This window comes from Aestuariivivens insulae (genome assembly GCF_022662195.1).
GTDB classification, from domain to species: domain Bacteria; phylum Bacteroidota; class Bacteroidia; order Flavobacteriales; family Flavobacteriaceae; genus Aestuariivivens; species Aestuariivivens insulae.
In genome coordinates, this window is sequence record NZ_JAKMCS010000007.1 from 164,058 (window position 1) to 184,567 (window position 20,510).

Here is a 20,510-nt window from a genome sequence, read left to right on the forward strand (position 1 = left end):
CTCAGTAATAAATTTTTAAAATGTCCAAAAGTATAACATTGATACATCCAAGAGATCAAATTACTGAGATTATCAGTAGGATTTATAAACGCGGAATGACAACTACCTCTGGAGGTAATATATCAATTCTAGATAATAACGGAGATATATGGGTTACACCATCGGCCATAGACAAGGGGTCATTACGGGCCTCAGATATAATCTGTGTTAAAAGAGATGGAACCGTCTTAGGGAAGCACAGGCCATCATCGGAGTTTCCATTTCACAGAGCTATTTATGAGTCAAGACCGGATATCAGATCTGTTATTCATGCTCATCCACCAGCTTTAGTGTCGTTCAGTATTGTTCGCCAAATACCCAATACTAATATTATTTCTCAGGCAAAACATATCTGTGGTCCAATAGGATATGCGAGATATAGGTTGCCAGGGAGTGAGGATTTAGGTGATGTTATAGCCGATGAATTTAAAAAAGGGTACAAGGCCATAATTATGGAAAATCATGGTACGGTACTGGGAGGCAGTGATCTAACGGATGCCTTTGAACGTTTCGAGGCTTTGGAATTCTGCGCAAGAACGATTTTATATGGGTCTCAAATAGGAACCCCCAATTACCTAAGCGATGATCAGATTGATGAATTTGAATCACAGGCAACTGGTGTCTTGCCGGAAATGAAAGAAACGGCATACCCTTCAGATGAAGTAGAAAAGCGTCTAGAGATATGCAAGATTGTACAACGTTCTTGTCAACAAGGGCTAATGATAAGTTCCTATGGTACTGTATCGATGCGATGGAAGGATAATGATTTTTTGATCACACCAACAAACATAAACCGGTGGGATATGGATGTGGATGACATTGTTCAGATCAAAAGAGGACAAAGAGAGGCTGGAAAATTACCAAGTAGGGCGGCATGGATTCATCAGGAAATTTACAATCGTAATCCAAAGGTGAACTCCATTATTATGACACAATCCCCTTATTTAATGGCTTTCGGGGTTACCAAAAGTTATTTAAATGTGCGTACAATTCCAGAGAGTTGGATCTTTTTACAGGATATAAAAGCTGTAAAATACGGTACTCATTTCAAAAACAATAATAATTCTTTAATTGTAGATGATTGCCCTACAGCCCTTATCATAGAAAATGATTCTGTTATCATTACAGGAGACAAACTCCTTCAGACTTTTGATTATTTGGAAGTGGCTGAGTTTAGTGCAAAATCCATTGTTCTTGGAAATTCCTTAGGTGAAATGGTACCTATCAATGACGACCAGGTAGAAGATTTAAGAAAAAAGTTCCTTAGTTAAAGTTATGGCAATAAAATTTGATACACGCTATCCGTCGATAGATGACTTAAGAGTTAAAGCTCAAAAAAAAATACCAAAATTTGCCTTTGAATATTTGGATGGTGGTTGTAATGAAGATGTTAATTTGATAAGAAATACTGCCGAATTAAGAGAAGTGCAATTAAAACCAAATTATTTAAGAAAGCATCATGGGTCTTCCTTAAAGACTAAATTATTTGGCATAGAATATGATGCACCTTTCGGAATCGCTCCTGTTGGACTTCAAGGACTAATGTGGCCTAATTCTCCAGAAATTTTAGCTCAAGCAGCTTTTGAACACAATATTCCCTTTATTCTTAGTACGGTTACTACCACAAGTATAGAGCGTGCCAGTGAAATAACCGAGGGTAAGTCATGGTTCCAGTTATATCACCCCACAGAGGAGAGATTAAGAGACCACATTATTAAGAGGGCCGAAGTCGCTGGATGCCCTGTATTGGTTATTTTATGTGATGTTCCAACGTTTGGTTTCAGGCCTAGGGACATAAGAAATGGCTTGGCGATGCCTCCTAAAATGACCCTGAGCAATATTTTACAGGTATTCGGAAGACCTCATTGGGCGTTCCAAACTTTAAAATATGGACAGCCCAATTTCGAAACTTTGAAGCCTTATATGCCAAAGGGATTGGACTTAAAACAGCTTGGTAAATTTATGGATGAGACCTTTAGTGGACGTCTAAATGAAGAAAAAATCAAACCCATAAGGGATATGTGGAAAGGTAAGTTGGTGCTAAAAGGAGTTGCGTCGGAATATGATACAGAAGAGGCCATTCGATTGGGAATAGATGGTATTATTGTTTCCAATCATGGTGGTCGTCAATTGGATGCAGGGCAGTCTACTATTAAGCCTCTACCAACTATTGTAAAAAAATATGGAGATCAGATAGAAGTAATGATGGATAGTGGTATTCGTTCGGGGCCTGATGTGGCCAGAGCAATGGCCTGTGGTGCAAAATTCACCTTTATGGGACGTTCCTTCATGTATGGTGTTTCTGCCCTTGGTAAAAAAGGCGGAAATCATACCATATCCTTGTTAAAAACAGAACTACAGCAAGTTATGGAACAACTATGTTGTGAAAAGACAACTGATTTTCCAGAGCATTTGGCGGAATAGTTTTTTTGACGGATTTTTAGGAATCGAGACCATACAGTACAGGATGGACTATTATTTTTAACCATATACTTTAGTAGGTATAAATGGTATTTTATAAAGCTACTTTATGGCTTTATTATAAGTCTTAAACAAGTTAAAATTTAAATATGACACAATATCACCATGAAGAGGATATTTTAGAAGAAATGTCTGGAGGAGAATTCGAAAGGGTGCCAGTTCCTCAATCGAAGCTTAAAGGCTGGAAAAGTTTTATTGGAATGTATGCTGGAGAACATGCTGCTGGAACAGAGTTTATGATTGGGCCTTTGTTTTTAACTGCAGGTGTGAGTGCTTTCGATTTAATAGTTGGTTTGTTATTGGGTAATTTATTGGCAGTACTTAGTTGGAGGTTTTTAACTGCTGAAATTGCAGTTAAAAATAGGTTGACCCTTTATTATCAATTAGAAAAAATTTGTGGTAAAAAATTAGTAACAGGATATAATTTGGCAAATGGTGTTTTATTCTGTTTTTTGGCAGGAGCTATGATTACGGTTTCAGCAACAGCCGTTGGTATACCTTTTGATATGCCCATGCCAAAACTTACCGATACAATGCCCAACGGAATTACTTGGATTGTCATAGTCATAATAATTGGAGCTGTAATATCCATAATCGCTGCTAGAGGATATGATACAGTTTCTAAAGCGGCAAATTGGATGTCTCCTGTGATAGTGATTGCATTTGTAGCTTGTGGAATTGTTGCTTTAAATCAGTTGGGCGTTTCAAGTTTATCTGAATTTTGGGATCTTTGGGGAGAGGGCTCAGAACCATTTCCTGGGCAAATAAAATTTACCTTTTGGCATGTTGTAATTTGGTCTTGGTTTGCCAATGCCGCAATGCATATAGGAATGTCGGATTTATCCGTTTTTAGATTTGCTAAAGAAGCCAAGGCTGGTTGGGCAACGGCAGCAGGAATGTATGTTGGGCATTATATGGCGTGGATAGCAGCTGCTTTATTATATGCTGTGTATTTAAAATCACCTGAGGCACAGGCCATTTTGAGTAGTGGCGAAGCACCTCCGGTAGCCCCTGGTCCATTGGCTCATAATGCCATAGGTGTTTTAGGGATAATTGCTGTGGTTTTGGCCGGTTGGACAACTGCAAATCCCACTATATATAGGGCTGGTTTAGCATTTCAGGCGATTTTACCTAAATTGTCAACGGTAAAAGTTACCATTTTGGCGGGAACTGTTGCCACTATTGCTGGTTTATTCCCTGCCTTTGCAATGAAGCTTTTGGGATTTGTAGCACTATATGGTTTTATATTGGCACCGTTTGGAGCGATTATCGTATTTGAGCATTTCTTTTATAAAAAAGCTGGTATTGTAAAAAATTATGCTGATGTTGCTAAACTTTCGTTCAACAAATCAGTATTTTGGGCATGGGTCATTAGTTTTGGAATATTCTATTTTATATCGATCCAATTTAATGTATTCTTATCATTTGTTACCCTTCCGGCATGGCTAATGTGTGGTGTGCTTTTCTTGATTTTTAGTAAAATATTTCAAAAAAAAGTTTGATTAATCCAGGATGTGGTTTTTAGAACTCTTATCTACCGAATACCGTTTTAATTTTTCTTTTAACTTGTCTATAATTTTGAGTAGAAATTCAAAGTGTTTGAATTTTCAATAAATGAATACAAAGAGGAATATGAATATGTTTAGCGAGTTTAATTTATATTTTTTTGTATATTTTAGTATAATAGTAGAAGGCGCAAATTGCTTTTGTTGATGTCTTAATTGATGTCCTGCTTAAAGGATATAAGGTGTAATATTTTTTAATATCATAGGGTAATGTTTATTATGAAAAACCCGTCCCCCTGATTATTGATTCTACTATTTTGGGAAACCATCATTAAATAATTTTTTTTACACCGAAGGATAAATCAGTCTAATTGCTATTAAATTAACCTTCAATAAATCGGTTAACACATTTTGTAAGGAAGGTATAGAGCCATAAAGATAAGCTAGTTGAGACAGGTTTGTATCCTGTCGATTATTTCAATATAACTTACTTTGTCAGGTATATCAAAATAATATTTTTAAATTTGCTTAAGACGAAAATCAATATAAAATCTAAATCGGTCAACACATCGGTCAACAATTGCAAAGATTTACACTAAAGGTGTAGTTAATATAAGGGATGAGAACGTGGTTCGAATCCTGTCGCGATCACCGATAAACAAAGGGTTCACAGATTGTGAGCCTTTTTTTATTTGTAAAAATGCACAGTTTGTGCACACTTTCACCGTTTTTCAATTACGCAATTATATTATTGCATAAAAGCAATCCATGGCAAAACCGAGTCCATATCACCAGAATGAAAGGGTGATCTGAAATCCAAGTATGATAATGTAATCTGCGTAGAATTGATACCTTAGCTCGGACATAAAGTTTAAGACCATTTGTTACAAAACAAATATCTTATAACCACGAGCAACCGACCCAAAAATATGAGCTGCTTTGGCTTTTTAGATTGCTCCCATACAAATCTAATCTGTAGATTTACCACTTCATAAGTTTAATGCTTTCAATTCCATTAAGTGTTTCCATTTGCACAAAATAAATTCCTGATTTCAATTGATATCCATTTAGAATCGCTTCGTCCCTATTTATAATTTGGGACAATACCATTTTACCAAATATATCAAAGATTTTTACCGATTGTATAACTGTTCCGTGGGTCCTAATAGTCCAATTGTGCTTTGTTGGATTAGGAAATACTTTAAATTGTTGTCTTTCAGACTTTTTCACCGACAAACTTGCAACCTGTTGAACATCATCAAAATAGAAGGTTGAGGTTGTCGTACCATTGCCAATATTACCAAAATCGAACATGTACACAACACTATCGAACAGGCTAGCTCCAACAGCTGAAAAATCCCAACTTAAGGTTTCCCATTGGCCCGTTACCGTTGTTACCGCATCTCGCTCTGTAGCATTGCCACGATTCGATTGCTGCTCAAGTTTCAATTTAACTGTTGTTCCTATTGGTGCTTCAGTCCATATCTTTAAAGTAATGTAATTTTTAGAAGTAAAATCTAATGCCCCAGCTAGGTTTATATAAGATCCTGCCCAAGCCATCCCTCCATCTCTAACTATTTTAGCCAAGTTAGAGCTGTTGTTACCAGTGCTTTGAGGTGCCTCAACGGTCTCAACCGTACCTGTGCCCCCATCAAAATTAGTAAAGTCTGATGTGGTTGGTGTAGTTTCAAAATCAAATGGCAAACCAGTATTTTCAACTAGAGGTTCACAAACATCGGCATTATATGTAAATGTCATGCTTCCCAAGTTAAATTCTCCATTGGTAACAACTAGTCTTAAAACATGAATACCTGCTGTTAAGTTTACATTACTAACCGCTTTAGTACTCCAATTTGCCCAATCACCTGTATATTGGAAACCAATGTTCAAACTTACCTTTTGCCCATCCAATTCCAGATAAAAAGGTCCCCCACCACCAGTGTTTCCACAGGCATAACGTAAGCTTAAATTGTAGCATCCCGTGGTTTGTACGTCAACCGTATATTCCAACCATTCACCACTAGCAATCCAACCAACTGTTGCCCCTTCCGAGACATCAAAAACGGCATCTACATCTTCATTAGTCCTAAAATCACCATTATTACCTGTTGACGAATCAAAGTAGGCTATATTTTGCCCCATACCGCCTTCAAAAATATCATAATGACCAGCTTCAATAGTCCCAGGAATAGCTGAAGGCGTTCCTGAATATGGAATTTGATCTCCTACCTGAATGGTGATAATATTACTTAATCCAAAACTTGATGCGGTATATATTTTAGCATACATGTTATAAATACCCAGTGCCAAATTGCCGGTATTGAACTCGTAAGGCGCCGTTGTGTCTTCACCCAGCAATGTTGTTTCATTATAAAACTCTATTTTGGTAATCCCGTTATCAGACGTTGTAACCGAAAGATTAGCTGAGCCGTTTTCAACAGTTTGAAACGTATCCGACTCTAATAAACCAGAGATATTAGTCCCTTTACTAGTCACCATTTCATTGGCAGGAACATCAAGTATAAATCCATCAGAAAAAGTTACAGTTATGGGTACATCAGAATAATTATGTGCCACATAGGTTTTATCTACACCATCATTGAACACAGCCGCAATAGGGTAATTTGCCGTAATGCTCGCATCTAATTGTCCCATAGCATTCATGGCATGCAGCCAATGATAGGTTTGCGCGTCTGAAATACCAAATTTTAAGGTCCTGTCAGGGTCGGCCTCATAAAGCGAAATGGCTTCAGCAGGGTCTAAAAATGACAGATACTTCCAAATGGTATCGTGCCAAAGGTTTGGATTGGTATCATTGGGATTTAGGATTCCTGTATTAACTTTTAACTCATCCCATATTTTTTGTACGTAGGCAGTATTTTGCCCCAAGTAGAGGGATCCGCCATGCATTGGGTACATTTCTATAACATAGGATGCCGTAATATCTGCTGTCCAAAAAGTGCCATTATCATAGGAGTTTCCCCAAACACGGGAAACTAAACTATATGGGTGAGAAGGATTAAAATTCCGGTCATACATGTCAAGCCAATATTCTTCTACTGCCGTTTGTTCGGTCGTGTACAAATAGATGCCTAAATCTCTTATAGCATTATTTTTGGTAATGGTTCCCCAGTGAATCAATGAGGAATTGAACTGCATACTTTCAGAAGTGGATTCTTGATCGTTACCTTGTGGAAATGTTGCAAAACCATTGGCCCAGCAATGTCCAGCATAAGGACTGAAATTCCTTAAAAAGGGAAACAGTGTATCGCTTCTATTTGATGATGCAGCATCCCTGATGAGTAGATTGACCATACCTCCCCAGTCGTTTGCCCAACCAGGTTCAAATTGTTCCATAAATGCTGCGGCATGTATAAAATAGCCCCAATGGAAATGGTGGTCGTTAATGTTATTATCTTGACCATGGCCAGCTGGATACCCTAACAGGGCAGACCAATCATAGTTGTAGTAAAACAAAAAGGCAATTTCGCCAGATTCATAGGTGAGCCAATCTTCTAATCGCTCTTTAATGGTTGCGACCATTTTATCTCTTGCCACTGTATTGCCCATTTGATCTGCAATTCTAGCCGTTTGGATTAAACGGTTCATAACCTGCCCCTCATTATAAGAGTCTGTCCATATTGCCAAACCATCATTTTCTATTTGAGAAATTTTCGTATGCAAGTCTGCCGGATTAAAGCTTGGGCTAAATTTTGCAACATCTGGCATAGTAGGGAGGATGCCCTTAAAAGTGTTTTCTGTTGTAAATGTATTACCGTTCATGGTTTTTAACTCTCCTCTTATAGTACTATAGCTATATCCATTAGGAGTTGCTGATCCTGAAGATAAATTATTCCACTGATGGGGTAATAGCCCCATGAGTATATTAGTATTGGTTAAAGAGCCATCCTTAACGTCAACGGTTGCTGTAAAAGTGGTGTTTACTTTTGATGTATTTTCATTAAAACTCCATACTACCTGGGTGTCTGTTGGAAATACATAAGCATATTTTTTATATTCGTCGGCAACGCTACTAACATTTGGAGCTGTTAGAGGTATCATGGCTAAGGACCAAAAATTATTCCCGTTTAACGATGACGTATATTTATTTCCGTTTTGGGACCAAGTGCTTCCTACGGGAGCATAAATGGCAAAATCTGCCCCGGCACTAGCATTTTCAACAATTATCATCTCGTTGGAAATGGTGACCGTTCCAGAATTTATGGTTATTTCCGCTACATCATCATTGTCCTTTTCAAAATAAATGAAAGGAATGCCTATTCCGGAAGTTGCTTTCAGATTATGTGAGGCATCATTCCAATCCATTGTTACGGTCCAGTCGGAATAATCCGAAACAGTAGTTTTAGTGACATTTAAACCTGATAGACCAACCACAATAGGAGAGGAGTCGCCAATAGGGCCCCATGGTATATAAGTAACTATTAAACCTTGGTTGGTGGTTTTCATGGTCATCGGATAATTAAACAAATTATCTGCATGGTCGAATTTTATTAGCGAAGACCACCAATCGTTAGTGGGAACCGGTTTGCCAATAGCTATACCAGATAGTTGAGGTATACCTGAAGGATAACCATTTCTCCCTGCAGCATCAGTTCCCGGAAAAGAGGTAGTATAGCTTCCGTTGCCAACAACTACTTGGGTAAAGGATTGAATTGAAAAAAGTAGGATTAGGACAAAAAGGAAATTTTTCACTAACGAGAATTTGTTTTTCATTTTATTAATTTTTAGAAGTTTTTTTTAAAGAGAAGGTGCTTTTATAAGTACCTTCTCTTACTGAGCATTGAATGTCATTAGTTTTTAATAGGCTTTATGTTATAAAATCAAAAGACAATTCTTCCAGCTGGTTAACTATAGTGCTAGCAAATTTTTGCTCTATCGCAGGACTTAGTACTTTAAATATTATTGTAATCTCACTAATTGTGGGTTTGTATTCCATTATCTTCACTGTGGAATTAGATCCATCAAACTTGAATTCACCATCGTTGTCAGTAAAAAAAGTGCCCAATTTTGGTCTGTGGTATAGGCAATAAATTTGACAACAGTTGCAGAAGTGTTAATACTACCTCTAACGGGGTTCGCAATTTCAGAAAAACTTGATGCTACTTCGATGGTGGCCCAACTCCAGCCAGTACCATTTCCAGGTGGTTCAAAATCAATTGTATGTGAACTTTGGGAAAAAACCAAAGACACGGCCAGTAAAGCAATAAATAGTGTAATTTTTTTAATAAGTATCAAATCTTAACTAATTAGTAAATTACGTTTTTTGTAAAGGTAGGTGCGAAATATTTTGATTGGTTATTTTGTAACACTACAAAAAACATACGGGACAAAATAATTTGATCTTAATTTAAGTGTAGCAAATGGAAATCCCTTCAAACACTGGACTTATTAAAAATAATTATGAAAAATAAAATGGATTATTTATTGTAAAAGAGAGGTTGTTTAGAGTAGTGTTGTGGTAATGTTGTGGTGTTAGGTTGTTTTAAGATGTTTTGGAGATGCCATTTTCATGATAAGGTTCATATAAATCATCCATATAAATATAATTCCCCTTCTGGTCTTAGTGAAATCTTTTAAGTGGGCTTTAAAAAGTTGTCTCGCTTATTGCGACCACAGAATTGTTCCATATCCTATTTTGCTTCAACATCGTCCTTTCACTATAAAGTCATTAACCATTATTGAGTGAAGATATGTTTAAATTAAGTGAAAAACTAAAAGCTAAATAGAAATGGTTTTTTAGAATTAATTGGTCACTATTTGATTTTATTTATAATTCCATTCCTTATTTCTGTATAAACTGGTTATTTCTGGATTTAGATAATGGGCTAGTTCCACTTTCCATTGAACAAAACTGTTTAAAAGTCAAAAAATGCGATCTTTGAAAAAATAAAAGATAGATTCCATTTGTTTCAAAATAGTTCCTCTTTGACTTAAGAGAACAATTTCCGTGAACACTATGGAATGAATAGTACAAAACTGTTATAAACAAAGGGATTTGGATAGATTTAATAAATTCTTTCATCCCGACCAAATAGATGTCAGATTTAATAAATTACTTACATCAAAAGTAATATTTTTAAATTTGTAAATGACGAAAATCAAAAAAGCACAACTATTTGTCTTGATTCTAAAATATTAAATAAGTATTTATATTAAATAAGTATTTATATTAAATAAGTATTTAGAACAGGTAAGAGCAAAAATTTATTAGTCTTATAAGGATTTATTTGACCTTAAAGAATGTTGAAATCATTAAAAAACAACGGGGAAAGTATATATATTCACTTTCCCTGTTGATATAAACATTCAGTTTTAAATAGGAGTTGCCTTCTTACTCGAAGACGAACCGTTATAAATTTCGTAATCGGTACTTATAAGCATTTTGTTGAAAAGGTTTTCATTAACTGTAACCGGAACTCTTAGATAAGGGAATTTTATTTGATATGATTTCCCCTTTTTTCCTATCAATTTAATTTTTAAAGGTTTTTCTCCCATAATTAGAATCTTTTAAAAGGTTAAATCGAAAAAGCTAATGGTCCATTTAAGGAGTAAACTTTATTCCAAAACTAAAAATATCATTTGCCAAGAAAACAATTAACATTTTATCTCTTTTTTCATAAAGAAATAATAGGCTAGTGCAAAACAAACAATTGTTGCGGAAACTAACCCGCTAACTTGTGGCCATACAATTAGAAGACTGTCTCGAATTGGCAAGGAATTGGGGATTGCTCCAGCCATTTGTTCCATGCTCATAGGCCCAAGACTTCTAACTTTAGGCATTAAAAGGGTTGTGGTTGCATCTGTATACAGCTGATTTGGTGCCATATGAAACATAGTTTTAATCCATGAATGTTGACCAGAAGAAAATATTCCAGACTTTGGAATCATTACTTTGGAAATCATGTTGATGATGATGTTGTAAAAAATAGTAAAGAATAGCCAAAGTCCTATTGATGCTATTGCAGCTGTAGCAGCTTGTTTAAATCTAATCGAAAAAATAATGGATAAACTAAACCAGAATTCAACATAAAACACACATAAGATGGTATAACTGAGTATTCTCACAACTTCTTCTAATTCAATTGGTACACCAGTTATTAGTAAACCAGAACCAATCATGAGAAGGGACAGTGTTAAAAACATAGTACCTACAAGAATAGTGATACTAATAAATTTTGACAATAAGAGGTTGTCCCTGTAAATAGGTTGTGCCATTACTCTAATTAATGTACCGTTTTGCTGTTCTGAATTAACAGCGTTAAATCCAAGACTTATACCTAATAGTGGTCCTAAAAAACTAATGAACACATGAAAAGGAGGTAAGCTACCATCGGTAATAGTCAATAATTTGAGATATATTAACAAATGATCGGGGTCTTTAGTATTGGAAACAGCAGAATTTAAATTGCTTATTGCCACATACATAGACGCGAAGAATGTAAGGGCAATAATCATAAATAAAATAATGAACTGCCAACTTCTAATGTGGTCGGAAACTTCTTTTCTAACCATTACCCAAATGGGAACATGCTTGTTAGGTGATTTTCTAAATGTGAAATCAGTATAAGATATTGCCATAATTGAATGTTAAACGTTTAGGTGTTGGTTTTCAAAATATTTCTGATAGATATCTTCTAATCCATAGGTCTTTTGATTAACGCCAATAATGTTATAGTTTCTTTTAACCATAAACCTTACAATGTCGGGAGTTAAATTCTTATTACAGTTAATAAGAATTTGATTGTTCTCTTTGGCTACACTTTCTAAACTTGCTAATTGCAGTAGTTCTTGCTCATCTTCCTTCGTTAATGAAACCGGTTCGTCGAGGGTAATGTTTATTTGGTGCGATGTTTGTGAAAACAGTTGTTCCGAGAGTTGCTCAATGTTTCCTAGAGCTAATAATTTTCCTTTAACAAAAATCCCTACACGGTCACATATTTTTTGAACCTGATTTAAGTGGTGGGATGATAATAGGACAGTAAGACCATACTCGCGACTTAATGTTCTTATAAGATTAAGAAAATCGTTTACTCCACTGGGGTCTATACCAAGTGTGGGCTCGTCCATAATAATGACTTCAGGTTGTTTAATTAAGACATCTGCCAGCCCTAAACGTTGTTTCATTCCTCTAGAATATGCTACGGTTTTGGTATGAAGATCATTACCCAAACCTACTGTTTTCATGACTCTAATGGCCGATTTTTCGGCTTCTAATCTAGAAAGCCCATTTAATTGTCCTATATAAACTAAGTTTTCAAGTCCAGTCCTATCATCATAAAAGCCAACACTATCTGGCATATAACCTACTTTGCTTTTAATATCGATAGGACTAAATGTTGCGTTGTATCCACAAACTTTTGCAATTCCTGATGTAGGCTCAATTAATCCTAACATCATAAGAATAGTAGTTGTTTTTCCGGCTCCATTCGGTCCCAGTAAACCAAAAATTTCGCCCTTGTTAATACTAAGGTCTAAATGGTCTACTACATTATTAGAACCATAGCTTTTTGTGAGCCCTTTAAGTTCTATAATAGATGTTTCCATGACTAATTACCTTCTACCGTATTTGCGAATCAAAAAATAGACTACAATAATGGCTATTAATATTATTATAGCTCCAAGTAATCCCGATGCCAAGGAAGTAACTACAGATATCCTAAATACAGCTTGATCTTTAGTGTTAGCATTTTTTGCTGTAAATGTGGTCATGTAATCACCAGCAATGGTTTTGTCTGGTACTGTTAAAATAGCTGTAATATTTTCTGTTTCACCAGGAGAAAGACTCTCAATCTTTGAAGGTTTATAAACAACACTCCATTTAGGTGGTGTTTTACTACTAAGTTCAATATCGCCTAAATTTAAAGAACCTGTGTTCTTAACTGTCAATTGAATTTCTTTTTTTTCTCCTTCAGTAATCTTATCACTTAGCCTGCCTGTAGGTGTACTGATTTCAAATGCATAGGAACCACTAACAACAGCCTCTAAAGCTAAGTTTAGTGATTCCTCTTCTGATTGGGCAGTCACAGAAATTTTGTATTTCTTTGGAGTCGCTTCATGTGAAGGATAGAATTCCAAATTAATTATTTCTCTTTTACCGTGGTCTACCTTAATAGAAGTTACTTGTTTTCCTTTAGCTTTAAAAATCGTTTTCCAACCTTCAGGAACCTTAGCGCTTAGTTGATAAATTTGATCTTCAGTGGTATTGTTTTGAAGCGTCGTGGTATAACGAAACACTTGATCAACCGAAGATTCAATATTAATTAAATCGGAGGTGAAAGTAGATTTAGAATCACTATCCTTTAATGGCTGGTTTTGAGCGTTTAAGGATGTGGGGACTCCAGAAATAATAAAAAAAAGAAATGTAATTAAAGTGTAGAAACACTTAGAAGTGTTCAGTCTAGATAAATAATTGAATAACATAACAAAACAAAATAATTATTATTAAAAAATGAAATTGATTAATCTATTAATTATAAAATGCTTTATATACGAACTATTTTTATTTAGGGCTTGAAATTAATATTTGAGAAAAAAAAATAAAAAAACGAAAACGAATTTGTGAAAATTTTAACAAAATAACATGTGTTAATTTAATTTTGAAAGACTACATGGAATCTTAGATTCAGATATTATTTAAATATGTTAGATGGGCTCTGTGAAAATAGGGCTTGTGTAGTGATTTGTATTTTGGAATATGATAATATTAATGGAAATTTAGTTACATTTTAAATCAATCAATCAATCAATCTATCAATCTATCTATCAATCAATCAATCAATCAATCAATCCCAGTTACATATCCAACCAAGTATTCCATAAACCTCATTCATCAATTATTTAGAATTTATCTAAACTAATTTTACTGATAAATGTCATAAATATAAATTTTTGATAAAGATATTTTTGTCTTAAATTTATTGAAAACGAAATTATATGCCCATAAAAAGTTATTTGGCCCATCCACACGAAGGCAAAAAACAAGAGCTTATAGATGCCTTATTGGCGCTAAAGAATTGCGAAGTTATTCCGGCAGAAAATAAAGATATCCTAATTGTTATTACAGATACGGCAGACAATTATCAAGACGAGATTTTAAAAGAACAAATAGAAGCTATAGCTAGTTTAAAGTTGTTGGCTATGGTTTCTGGATTTAATACACCCAAAAACAATTAATTTATGTATACCTCTCTAACCAATAGACGAAGTTTCATCAAAAAAATGGCAGCATTGTCTGCAATGACAGCAGCAGCTACCATGTTTCCGGGCATTATATTTGCCGCTCAACAAGAAGAAGGCCTGCCCAAAGGAGGTAATTTAGATTGGAAAAAAGCACCTTGTCGCTTTTGTGGCGTAGGTTGCGGGGTTTTGGTAGGCATTGAAAACGGTAAGGCCGTTGCGGTAAAAGGCGACCCAAATTCTACAGTAAATAAAGGCCTGTGCTGCGTTAAGGGCTACCATTCCGTTATGGCTATGTACGGCAAGGATAGGTTGACCAAACCCTTGGTCAAGAAAAATGGGACTTATGTAGAAACTTCCATGGAAGAAGCTTTAGACCTTATAGCTTCTAAAATGCAGGAAACGATTAAGGATCATGGTAAAGATGCGGTATCTATTTACGGTTCGGGACAGTGGACCATTCCAGATGGCTATGTGGCTTCCAAATTATTTAAAGGCTGTATCGGGACCAATAACGTAGAGGCTAACGCTAGATTATGTATGGCGAGTGCCGTAACGGGATTTTTAACCTCTTTTGGAATAGATGAACCTATGGGCTGTTATGAAGATATAGACCATGCCGATGTATTTGTTCTGTGGGGCAATAATATGGCCGAAATGCATCCCGTATTGTTCTCAAGGTTATTGGACCAACGTTTAAAACGAGGGGTGAAAATTATAGACTTTGCAACGCGTACCACTCGTACCAGTATGGCGGCCGATAAATCCATTATTTTTAAACCACAAACCGATTTAGCCGTAGCCAATGCCATTTGTTATGAAATCATTAAAAATGGTTGGGTAAACAAATCATTCGTTGAAAAGCATTGTAATTTTAGCAAAGGACTGACCAATATGGGCTATGGTCTGGAAGACAATTATAAATTTACGGACAAACCCGAAAAGATAGATTTTGAAGCCTACAAGGCATTTTTGGAAGATTACTCACCAGAACAGGTTGAAAAAATTTCTGGTGTATCGGCTAAAGACATTAAATATATGGCGGCCTACTATGGCGATCCTAACAAGAAGGTCATGTCGCTATGGTGTATGGGAATGAACCAACATACAAGAGGGACTTGGATTAATAATTTGGTGTACAATATCCATTTGTTAACCGGAAAAATTTCTACCCCAGGAAACAGTCCGTTTTCACTAACAGGCCAGCCCAGTGCCTGTGGAACGGTAAGGGAAGTGGGGACATTAACCCATAAACTGCCTCATGGTGTGGTAATGAATAAAGAGCATCGTGAGTTTGCGGCCAAAATATGGGACGTGCCGGTAGAAAATATTCCTGCCAAACCCACCTACCATACCGTAGAAATGTTTAGGGCTCTAGATAGGGGCGACATTCGTTTCATGTGGATACAGGTTACCAATCCTATGGTTACCATGCCTAAATTGAAACGCTATAGAGAAGCCGCTAAAAAAGAAGGGCGCTTTATTGTGGTGTCGGATATCTACCCAACGCCAACAACCGATATCGCCGATGTTATTTTACCTTCGGCTATGTGGGTAGAGCGTGAGGGCATGTATGGTAACTCCGAACGACGTACCCAATATTTCGAACAAATGGTAGAACCACCAGGAGAAGCTATGAGCGATACTTGGCAATTGATAGAAGTGGCCAAGCGCTTGGGGTACGAAAAGCAATTTTACTATAAAAAAGAAACCCATATAGAGGAGATTTATAATGAATATCGTCGTCATCACGACAATAAAAAACATAATCTGGCACCGTTGGAAGTGCTAAAGGCAAACCCAGGAATGCAATGGCCTTATGTAGATGGAAAGCCAACCCAATGGCGTTTCAATGCAAAATACGATCTCGCTTGTAGTAATGGTGAAGATTTCCATTTTTATGGCAAACCAGATGGGAAAGCTGTAATTTGGCAACGCCCCTACGAGCCTGCTGCCGAAGAGCCAGATCAAGAATATCCATATTGGTTAAATACAGGACGCGTGGTCGAGCATTGGCATACCGGATCCATGACAAGAAGGATACCTGTATTGCATAAGGCCATGCCACATGCTTATGTGGAACTGAATCCAAAAGACGCTAAGCGCATGCAAATAAAAACGGGAGATAAGGTTAGGTTAACCACAAGACGTGGGGATATCGTGTTACCTGCATCGGTAAACCAACGGGGCGTACCGGAGCCTATGCAAGTATTCGTGCCATTTTTTGATGAGAATATGCTTATTAACGATATTACATTAGATTCTTTCTGTCCTATTTCAAAAGAGCCAGACTATAAAAAATGTGCCGTTAAGGTTGAAAAAGCATAGGTTATGAAAAAGCGATTAGGAATCATATCATTATTTGTTATTCTATTCATTGCGTTTATAACCATATGGAATTTTAGCTATCAAACCGGTAGGGAGGAAGCATATGTTCCTATGGATGGCAATAATGCAATTACTGAAATTCCGTCTGAGATAGGTGTGTTCCAACGTGCTGAATTTGCTTTGGATTATGCCAATATGCCCATAGACGAAAACCATCAGCGTACATTAAAAACCTATTATAACAATCGGGCTTATCATGGGGCACCTCCCAGTATACCACATCCTGTAAAAGAAGAGCGTAGTATGGGCGGTAACACTTGTTTACAATGTCACCAAAATGGAGGCTTTGCAGAAAAATTCAATGCATATGCTCCGGTAACACCCCATCCCGAAATGGTAAATTGCAGGCAATGCCATGTGCCACAACATACCAAAACACTATTTAGAGGAACTAATTTTGAAAGGTTACAGGCTCCTCAGGTGGGGGTGAACAATGCCTTAGAAGGAAGCCCGCCGGTGGTACCACATCAAATACAAATGCATGAAAATTGTTTGTCCTGCCATGCAGGGCCAAGTGCTCCAAAAGAAATTAGGGTAACCCATCCAGAGCGCATCAACTGCAGGCAATGCCATGTACTTAACAATAAAGAGACCACAGATATAGGGGTATTTAAAAGACAATCCATACCATGAAGCATAGTTATAAAATAATATATTACTTACTGAGTGTTGTGTTTTTAATGTTGCTGTTTTCTTCATGCAAACATCATGAAGGGGAATACCATAACGTTAACGATAAAATAGAGGCAGAAGGCAAGCACTATCAAGGCGTTTCGGTTTCTTCTGAAGCATATATAGGAGATATTAAAACTATTGAAGTTACAGAAGGCGAACACACGTTTTTAATACCAGAACGAAAAACCCAAATTAAGTCTTATGCCTGTACCGAGTGCCATTCTAAACCACTTGATAAAATGCAAAATAAGGAAGGTAAAAAAGCGCACTGGGATATAGCGCTACACCATGCCAACGATAATGCCATGAACTGTGTGACTTGTCATAATGGAAGCAATATGGATGATTTAAAAAGTATAACAGGTAATGTTATAGATTTTAATAAAAGCTATCAACTGTGTAGCCAATGCCATAACAAACAATTTGAAGATTGGAAAGGGGGAGCACATGGGAAGCGTATTGGGGGATGGGCACCACCACGGGCATCGATGACCTGTGTAAATTGTCATAATCCGCACAAACCGCATTTTGATTCCAGATGGCCAGCACGTTATAATACGCAAAAAGTAAAAGAAAGAGAATAGATCTACTAAAAATAAAGGTATGAGTAGTAGCAAAAAGAAATGGTTTTCATTAAACCTATCCAATAAAAGTCAGAACACAACATCTTGTGGTTGTGGAAAATCATCAGGGGGATGTGGCTCCCATAGTCCAACACCTAATGAAACCGACCAGCCAAAAGATGGTTTCGATCAGGTTTTTGATGTGAAGATGAGCCGTCGTACTGCATTTAAACAATTGGCGGCCAGTTTAGCTATAGGGGCTGGAGCAGTAAGTACTTCGTGCAGTGTTATTGCAGGCGACGAAAGCAAAGAAAAGGCACAAATAGATTGGGAAGAACAGTTTAAGGGCAATTATAAATTGATGAGCGATGAAGAAAAGCAAGCGACAGTAGATCGTTTGGTGCGTTCCTATCAATTGCGTACAGGCAAGACCTTGAATATGTCGGCTAAAAACGCCGAAAAAGATGTCTTGTTTGGTTATGCCTTTAATATCTCCAAATGCCAGGGCTATATGGATTGTGTGAGTGCTTGTGTTGAAGAGAACAACCAAGACAGGAATTCCCAAATGCAATACATCCGTATTCATGAGATGAAGGATGGCAAAGGATTTAATTTTAATGAAGCTGATGATAATTATTACCATGAAGTCCCGGCCGAAGGTCATTTTTATATGGGTACTCAATGTTTCCATTGCGATAACCCGCCTTGTGTGGAAGTGTGTCCCGTGCAGGCCACATGGCGTGAAGATGATGGGTTGGTGGTTGTAGATTACGATTGGTGCGTAGGATGTCGTTACTGTATGGCTGCTTGTCCGTACGACGGCCGACGTTTTAACTGGAGCAAACCGGAGGTTCCGGAAGAAGAGGTTAATAAGAATCAACATTATTTAGGTAACCGCATGCGTAAGAAGGGCGTTATGGAAAAATGTACTTTTTGTGTGCAACGTTCCAGAGCAGGTAAAAACCCAGCTTGTGTAGAAGCCTGTCCAACGGGAGCACGTATTTTTGGGAATTTATTGGATCCAAACAGTACCATTCGTTGGGTATTGGAAAACAAGAAAGTATTCCGGTTAAAAGAAGATTTGGGTACGGAACCGAAGTTTTGGTATTTTATGGATTGATGGCATGGCGTTAGGTTGGTAGAGGCAGGGATTGAAGATAATACCCTTTTTGTACAGATGTAGATAGCCGTCATTACGAGACGTTGCATGGAGCTTGTCGAAATGAGAACGACTAAGTAATCTCTTCAAATTAAAGAGATGGCCAAATTATGTAAAGCGAGGTTTATAATGACAAATATTAAACCCAACCCATTCCCGTAAATCAGGAAAGGACAAGGACCAAGAATAAAAAGAGCATGTAGGCAACTAAGAGTTATAATAAAATGAGAAGACTTAAAGTTTTTAAAAGTTTAGTAAAGGATAGTTTAGATATAACCACGCGCGGGTCTAAAAAATACCATTTATGGATGGGGTTTTTAACACTTGTCATGTTAATTGGAATGTATTGCTATTCCATTCAGTTAGAGCATGGATTAAGCGTTACGGGTATGACAGACCGTGTAAGTTGGGGGCTTTATATTTCTAATTTTACCTTTTTGGTAGGGGTTGCAGCAGCGGCAGTTATGTTGGTGATGCCCACCTATGTTTTAAAGGATATCGATTTTAAACAAGCGGTGCTTATAGGGGAAGGTTTGGCTGTAGCAGCCCTAATTATGTGTTTGGCTTTTGTTATTGCCGATATGGGCGGACCATCGGTGTTGTGGCATATGATACCAGGGATAGGCGTGTTCAATTTTCCAAATTCGATGCTAACCTGGGATGTTATTGTGCTTAACGGTTACCTATTTATAAATATTACCATACCATTTTATATCCTTTTTAGGCATTACCAAGGAAAGGAATCTAAATCTAGCGTTTATGTGCCAGGAGCCTTTATTTCGGTGTTTTGGGCGGTAGGTATCCATTTGGTTACGGCATTCTTGTATCAGGGGCTCCAAGCCAGGCCATTTTGGAATAATGCCTTATTGGGCCCTCGGTTTTTAGCATCGGCTTTTGCAGCAGGACCTGCACTAATAATTTTGGTTCTGGCCATAATAAGAACCTATACGTCGTTTAAGATTGAAGATAAAACCATTAAAAAGATTGCGATGGTAGTTACGGTAGCGGCACAGATTAATTTGATCATGTTGATATCTGAACTGTTTAAGGAGTTTTATGCGCCTACACACCATAGTGAAAGTGCATATTACCTGTTCTTTGGCTTACATGGAAAGGATGCCTTGTTGCCATGGATATGGACGGCCATTCCTTTAAATGTATTGGCTACTGTTTTACTGACTTTCCATAAATTACGTAATAATTTTAAGGTCTTGTTCTTTTCTTGCTTTATCCTGTTTATAGCGATATGGATAGAGAAAGGGTTTGGTTTAATTGTACCCGGATTTATACCAGGGCCATATGGTAAAATTGCCGAATACACACCAACACTTATTGAAATAGGAGTGACCTTAGGTATATGGGCTTTGGGAGCCTTTGTGTTTACTATATTGGCCAAAACGGCTATTGCTATAGAAATAGGGAAACTTCGATATAAGGGCTAGGAGAGCATTGTATTATTCCTAATATTTACCTGCAAATATCCAGTTTATATAAAAATAGCGT

General features: G+C 36.9%; 13 protein-coding genes. 9 read left to right on the forward strand and 4 right to left on the reverse strand.

Annotation, left to right across the window (positions count from 1 at the left end; translation table 11 throughout):
- The first annotated feature begins 20 nt into the window (after positions 1-20).
- The 3 genes from MR062_RS10475 to MR062_RS10485 all read left to right on the forward strand — a co-directional run bounded on the left by MR062_RS10475 (position 21) and on the right by MR062_RS10485 (position 4,022).
- Positions 21-1,310 (forward strand): class II aldolase/adducin family protein, encoded by a 1,290-nt coding sequence (locus tag MR062_RS10475; RefSeq protein ID WP_242204153.1) that lies wholly within the window; start codon positions 21-23, stop codon positions 1,308-1,310.
- 4 nt (positions 1,311-1,314) lie between these two features.
- Positions 1,315-2,463 (forward strand): alpha-hydroxy acid oxidase, encoded by a 1,149-nt coding sequence (locus MR062_RS10480; protein WP_242204154.1) that lies wholly within the window; start codon positions 1,315-1,317, stop codon positions 2,461-2,463.
- Between the two features lie 146 nt (positions 2,464-2,609).
- The gene (locus MR062_RS10485) at positions 2,610-4,022 is read left to right on the forward strand and encodes a purine-cytosine permease family protein (protein WP_242204155.1); all 1,413 of its coding nucleotides are present in this window, start codon (positions 2,610-2,612) and stop codon (positions 4,020-4,022) included.
- Between the two features lie 984 nt (positions 4,023-5,006).
- Here MR062_RS10485 and MR062_RS10490 read toward each other — a convergent pair.
- The 4 genes from MR062_RS10490 to MR062_RS10505 form a co-directional block, all read right to left on the reverse strand.
- Positions 5,007-8,759 carry a glycosyl hydrolase gene (locus MR062_RS10490; protein WP_242204156.1) on the reverse strand — a complete coding sequence of 1,251 codons (3,753 nt, stop codon included), beginning with the start codon at positions 8,757-8,759 and terminating at the stop codon, positions 5,007-5,009.
- Between the two features lie 1,881 nt (positions 8,760-10,640).
- Entirely contained in the window at positions 10,641-11,624 is a 984-nt protein-coding gene (locus MR062_RS10495; protein ID WP_242204157.1) for an ABC transporter permease, read from the reverse strand.
- Between the two features lie 9 nt (positions 11,625-11,633).
- The gene (locus tag MR062_RS10500; RefSeq protein ID WP_242204158.1) at positions 11,634-12,590 is read right to left on the reverse strand and encodes an ABC transporter ATP-binding protein; all 957 of its coding nucleotides are present in this window, start codon (positions 12,588-12,590) and stop codon (positions 11,634-11,636) included.
- A 6-nt stretch (positions 12,591-12,596) separates the two neighbouring features.
- Complete coding sequence (locus MR062_RS10505) at positions 12,597-13,466, reverse strand: COG1470 family protein (protein ID WP_242204159.1); 870 nt, start codon at positions 13,464-13,466, stop codon at positions 12,597-12,599.
- 513 nt (positions 13,467-13,979) lie between these two features.
- On the opposite strand from MR062_RS10505, the gene MR062_RS10510 reads away from it, so the two are divergent.
- The 6 genes from MR062_RS10510 (at position 13,980) to dsrP (ending at position 20,449) form a co-directional block, all read left to right on the forward strand.
- Positions 13,980-14,219: a hypothetical protein gene (locus MR062_RS10510; protein WP_242204160.1), complete on the forward strand. Its 240-nt coding sequence runs from the start codon at positions 13,980-13,982 to the stop codon at positions 14,217-14,219.
- Positions 14,220-14,222: 3 nt separating this feature from the next.
- The gene (locus MR062_RS10515; protein WP_242204161.1) at positions 14,223-16,550 is read left to right on the forward strand and encodes a molybdopterin-dependent oxidoreductase; all 2,328 of its coding nucleotides are present in this window, start codon (positions 14,223-14,225) and stop codon (positions 16,548-16,550) included.
- Positions 16,551-16,553: 3 nt separating this feature from the next.
- Positions 16,554-17,243, forward strand: a complete 690-nt coding sequence (locus MR062_RS10520; protein ID WP_242204162.1) for a nitrate reductase cytochrome c-type subunit — start codon at positions 16,554-16,556, stop codon at positions 17,241-17,243.
- The gene (locus tag MR062_RS10525; protein WP_242204163.1) at positions 17,240-17,869 is read left to right on the forward strand and encodes a cytochrome c3 family protein; all 630 of its coding nucleotides are present in this window, start codon (positions 17,240-17,242) and stop codon (positions 17,867-17,869) included. Before MR062_RS10520 ends, MR062_RS10525 begins: the two co-directional genes overlap by 4 nt.
- A gap of 19 nt (positions 17,870-17,888) precedes the next feature.
- On the forward strand, positions 17,889-18,968 hold the full coding sequence (locus MR062_RS10530; protein WP_242204164.1) for a 4Fe-4S dicluster domain-containing protein: 1,080 nt from the start codon (positions 17,889-17,891) through the stop codon (positions 18,966-18,968).
- A 263-nt stretch (positions 18,969-19,231) separates the two neighbouring features.
- Positions 19,232-20,449 carry a sulfate reduction electron transfer complex DsrMKJOP subunit DsrP gene (dsrP, locus tag MR062_RS10535; protein ID WP_242204165.1) on the forward strand — a complete coding sequence of 406 codons (1,218 nt, stop codon included), beginning with the start codon at positions 19,232-19,234 and terminating at the stop codon, positions 20,447-20,449.
- Positions 20,450-20,510: the final 61 nt, after the last annotated feature.

What these genes read in the sequence shown, in the direction of transcription:
- MR062_RS10475 (WP_242204153.1), top strand. Translation starts at nt 21, where the DNA reads ATGTCCAAAAGTATAACATTGATACATCCAAGAGATCAAATTACTGAG.
- MR062_RS10480 (WP_242204154.1), top strand. Translation starts at nt 1,315, where the DNA reads ATGGCAATAAAATTTGATACACGCTATCCGTCGATAGATGACTTAAGA.
- MR062_RS10485 (WP_242204155.1), top strand. Translation starts at nt 2,610, where the DNA reads ATGACACAATATCACCATGAAGAGGATATTTTAGAAGAAATGTCTGGA.
- MR062_RS10490 (WP_242204156.1), bottom strand. Translation starts at nt 8,759, where the DNA reads ATGAAAAACAAATTCTCGTTAGTGAAAAATTTCCTTTTTGTCCTAATC.
- MR062_RS10495 (WP_242204157.1), bottom strand. Translation starts at nt 11,624, where the DNA reads ATGGCAATATCTTATACTGATTTCACATTTAGAAAATCACCTAACAAG.
- MR062_RS10500 (WP_242204158.1), bottom strand. Translation starts at nt 12,590, where the DNA reads ATGGAAACATCTATTATAGAACTTAAAGGGCTCACAAAAAGCTATGGT.
- MR062_RS10505 (WP_242204159.1), bottom strand. Translation starts at nt 13,466, where the DNA reads ATGTTATTCAATTATTTATCTAGACTGAACACTTCTAAGTGTTTCTAC.
- MR062_RS10510 (WP_242204160.1), top strand. Translation starts at nt 13,980, where the DNA reads ATGCCCATAAAAAGTTATTTGGCCCATCCACACGAAGGCAAAAAACAA.
- MR062_RS10515 (WP_242204161.1), top strand. Translation starts at nt 14,223, where the DNA reads ATGTATACCTCTCTAACCAATAGACGAAGTTTCATCAAAAAAATGGCA.
- MR062_RS10520 (WP_242204162.1), top strand. Translation starts at nt 16,554, where the DNA reads ATGAAAAAGCGATTAGGAATCATATCATTATTTGTTATTCTATTCATT.
- MR062_RS10525 (WP_242204163.1), top strand. Translation starts at nt 17,240, where the DNA reads ATGAAGCATAGTTATAAAATAATATATTACTTACTGAGTGTTGTGTTT.
- MR062_RS10530 (WP_242204164.1), top strand. Translation starts at nt 17,889, where the DNA reads ATGAGTAGTAGCAAAAAGAAATGGTTTTCATTAAACCTATCCAATAAA.
- dsrP (WP_242204165.1), top strand. Translation starts at nt 19,232, where the DNA reads ATGAGAAGACTTAAAGTTTTTAAAAGTTTAGTAAAGGATAGTTTAGAT.